Raw genomic sequence first — 2994 nt, 5'->3', positions numbered from 1 at the left:
GTGGAGACACGTACCCCGTCAGGAAGACCGTCTTCGATGCGGGCTCGCCACTGTTCCCACCGCTGGGCTTCGGCAAGTTCAGGCGGGACGCTGATGTACACGGAGACAGGTGCCCCTGGCACACGCTGGTCCGCGAACTGGCTCATGGCACGAACGAAACGAAGCCGTTGCTGCGGTGTCGCGTAGCTCTCCAGGCCAGCAGCTGTATCCGCGGTGTTCATGGTGCTCATCATCCCTTGCTCCGGCTCCCCCTGTCGGACAGCGATGCGGATCTGGAAGTCCCGACACACCGTCAACTCACCTGTACTGGCGGCGGACACGATAGCTATTCCGTCTCCGCGAGGCGCACTTGCGGCGGTAAGGTGGCGCCGGAGAAGATCTCCAGAGCAAGACTGTGCCCCGCGAGGTAGGACTCCGGGGCGCGGCCCACGACCTTCACGCGGAAGGCGTCGACATGATCCAGGGTACCCGTGCCCTCGGACAGCCAGCAGTGGCTTCTCAGCCTCCCCTGCTGGCTTCTGGCATGCCCACATGCATGGCGGCAGCCACTGTCGACAGCCTGGAATGCGCACAGACCTCTCCCGAGGGAGAGGAGGGTGGAATGCGATAGCGCAAAAGGCGGCGCCGGCTTCGCCGGACTTCTAAGCCGCCCCTGGTCAGGAACGGTGTTGGCGCACCGTCTCTGACACTCACGTCACCGCTCGGCTGGAACCCGAGCGAAGGCCCTCCGTCGGCTAGCACGCCGGTGAGGAGAGCGAGTAGATCCCCCAAGGATCTTGGAAGCCCTCTCGGGCTTCCTTGTGACCTCAACCTGGAAGTCGAGGCCCAAGTACATGGTGCAGCATCGTGCTGCCATCTGTCAGCTCCGCCATGCATGCCATGTAGGCATGGCGGGATACAGTCCACGGCGCGTATCCCCGCGTAGTTCATGTTCTGTGGCAGAAGCAGCGTTAGCCCGATACAGCTCAAAGCCCCCAATTAAGTCTGAAAACCTTAGTTCGCCGTGGTTCGTCCTGACATTCCTGTCAGCTCCAGCTGCGGTGGTGGCGGGATGAGTATTCGCACCGCCAGGAACTCACCCGTGCTCCTGGGCGACCGCGGCGATCAGAATCCCTCGGCCAGCACCACCCTCAGGCCGGGCTTCTACGTCTCCGACGCTGAGCAGTGGCTCTCGGCCACGAGCTGCAGGGTCATGACCGACGGGTACAGCTGGCTCCAGGCTGTCCACTGGGTCGCCGGGGCGGACGTGTACGTCCCTCGGCGATCGCACGGGCCCCGGCAATTCGGTGCGACGACGGTTCGCGTTGCGCAGGTACTCGCCGAGCTCACTCCTTGCCGTCCGGGTGTTCCCTACCTGGCACGGCGGTTGGACCTGTCTGAGCGCTCGATCGAGTACCAGCTTTCCATGCTGCGTGAGGCCGGGCTGCTGGTCTACGTGTCCAAGGGCGGACGGCTGGCCGGTGAGGGGAAGCGCGCCTCGCTGTTCGCGCGCGTCATCCCACCCGTGTTCGACACCGCGTTGGGGATTCGGACGCTGGGTGTCGGGCCGGAGCGGCGCCCCGTGGGCATCGCGGAGCGGGGCCGGCCCCTGATGGCGCGGCTGGCTGCTGCGGCTGCCCGGAAGGTGCGGCGTCGGAGGAGGTCCAAGTCAGCGTCGGCAGCACCCAGTTCGCGGCGCGGTCGTTGCACCCCAATGCGGGGTAGTACCTCAGCGCTTTCATCTGCGGGTACTACTTCCATCCCCCCTGAGAGCAAGCTCGTTGACGGGAAGCAAGAGAAGGCACCGGTCGGGAAAAAGGGTGCTCGACTCGGGCTGAACCAAATCGGCCGCAGATACCGGCTGGCGGCGGAGCTGGTACGTCGGGTGCCCTGGCTCCAGCGCGCCTCAGTGCCGAGGATCGCGTGGGTGCTTCGTGATGTCTCCGACGCCGGGTGGTCGTGCGACGAAGTCCAGGCATGGATCCACATCCGTGGCGCAGCCGATCACGTCCGGCGGCCCTCGGGGCTGCTGGCGACCCTTCTCTGCACGGCCCTGGTAGCGCTGGACACGGAAGCGAAGCGGCGGGTCGCCGTGGAGCAGTGGCGTGACTCTCGCCAGGCTGCTCGAGAGCGGCATGCGGAGTGGGAAGGCTCGTGGCGGTCCCCGTCCAGCCGTGCTCTTTCCCGCCAGGTCAGTGCCGCCGTCGATCGGGTTCGGAGTGGTCTGGCGGCGCCCGCTGTGGCTGAGGTTGGCGAAGGTCACCAGATGGACGTCGACTCCCTCTCGAAGGAGGAGGTGCTGGAGCTGAGGGGCGCGGCCACGAAGGACCACGGCCTTGTCCTTCGCTGGCTCGACTTCGCGGGGGAGCCCACGACACGCCGTGTCTTTACAAGCCGATTCGTGGATGACGTTCTCCGCCTTCGCGGAACCGGCCGTCTTGTTCTTCACGGAGGTGCTCAATGACCAGCAGCGCCGAGCTTTCTGGCGTCGACCTTGCTCGGGTTGCCCTGCGGGCCGCCCAGGAGGCCGCCCGTCACCGGGGCAATGAGCCAAGCGCACGGAAGCCGAGGCGCCGTGCACAGGCAGCCTCGAGGGACGGCCGTGATCCTGTCGGCCTTGGCCAGGCCATCGTGGGCTTGATCGCTGACCGTGCGTGGGCAACCCCCGCGGCAGGCGGCTCGGTACTCGAGCAGTGGCCCACTATCGCGGGCGACCTCGCACGGCATGTGACGGCCGTGAGTTTCGACGGCGAAACCAGACGACTCGATCTCCAGCCCGATTCCCCGGCCTACGCCACCCATCTCAAATTCGAAGCGAACCGCCTCATCAGCAAGATCAACGAGGTCGTGCAGGCCGACACCGTGAAGAGCATCCGCATTCTGCGTCCCGGAGCAATCAGCCAGTCCTCGGCTCACCCGGCCTCCGATGTTGCCCTGGTCGAGCGCGCGCAGCCGCTTCGAGACGAACCTCGCCGGGAGCCGCCAGCGGGTTACCTCGAGGCCATCTGTCGGCGC

2 protein-coding genes and 1 pseudogene are annotated in these 2994 nt (G+C 66.3%); 2 read left to right on the top strand and 1 reads right to left on the bottom strand.

The window, feature by feature from the left end; translation table 11 throughout:
• Positions 1-221, bottom strand: a pseudogene (locus tag VN520_RS30415) (hypothetical protein); the annotation flags it as partial.
• Between the two features lie 830 nt (positions 222-1051).
• Here VN520_RS30415 and VN520_RS30410 point away from each other — a divergent pair.
• On the top strand, positions 1052-2443 hold the full coding sequence (locus VN520_RS30410) for a transcriptional regulator (RefSeq protein WP_325750160.1): 1392 nt from the start codon (positions 1052-1054) through the stop codon (positions 2441-2443).
• A partial coding sequence (locus VN520_RS30405) for a DciA family protein (RefSeq protein ID WP_325750159.1) occupies positions 2440-2994 on the top strand: 555 nt, incomplete at its 3' end. The genes VN520_RS30410 and VN520_RS30405, both read left to right, overlap by 4 nt.

This window comes from Streptomyces sp., from assembly GCF_035563135.1.
Taxonomy (GTDB): Bacteria; Actinomycetota; Actinomycetes; order Streptomycetales; family Streptomycetaceae; genus Streptomyces.
The sequence above is the reverse complement of the archived record's forward strand: the minus strand, read 5'-3'. Positions and strand labels throughout refer to the sequence as shown.

Bases quoted from the DNA above. Each gene is read 5' to 3' on its own strand.
- VN520_RS30410 (WP_325750160.1), top strand. From the start codon at position 1,052: ATGAGTATTCGCACCGCCAGGAACTCACCCGTGCTCCTGGGCGACCGC.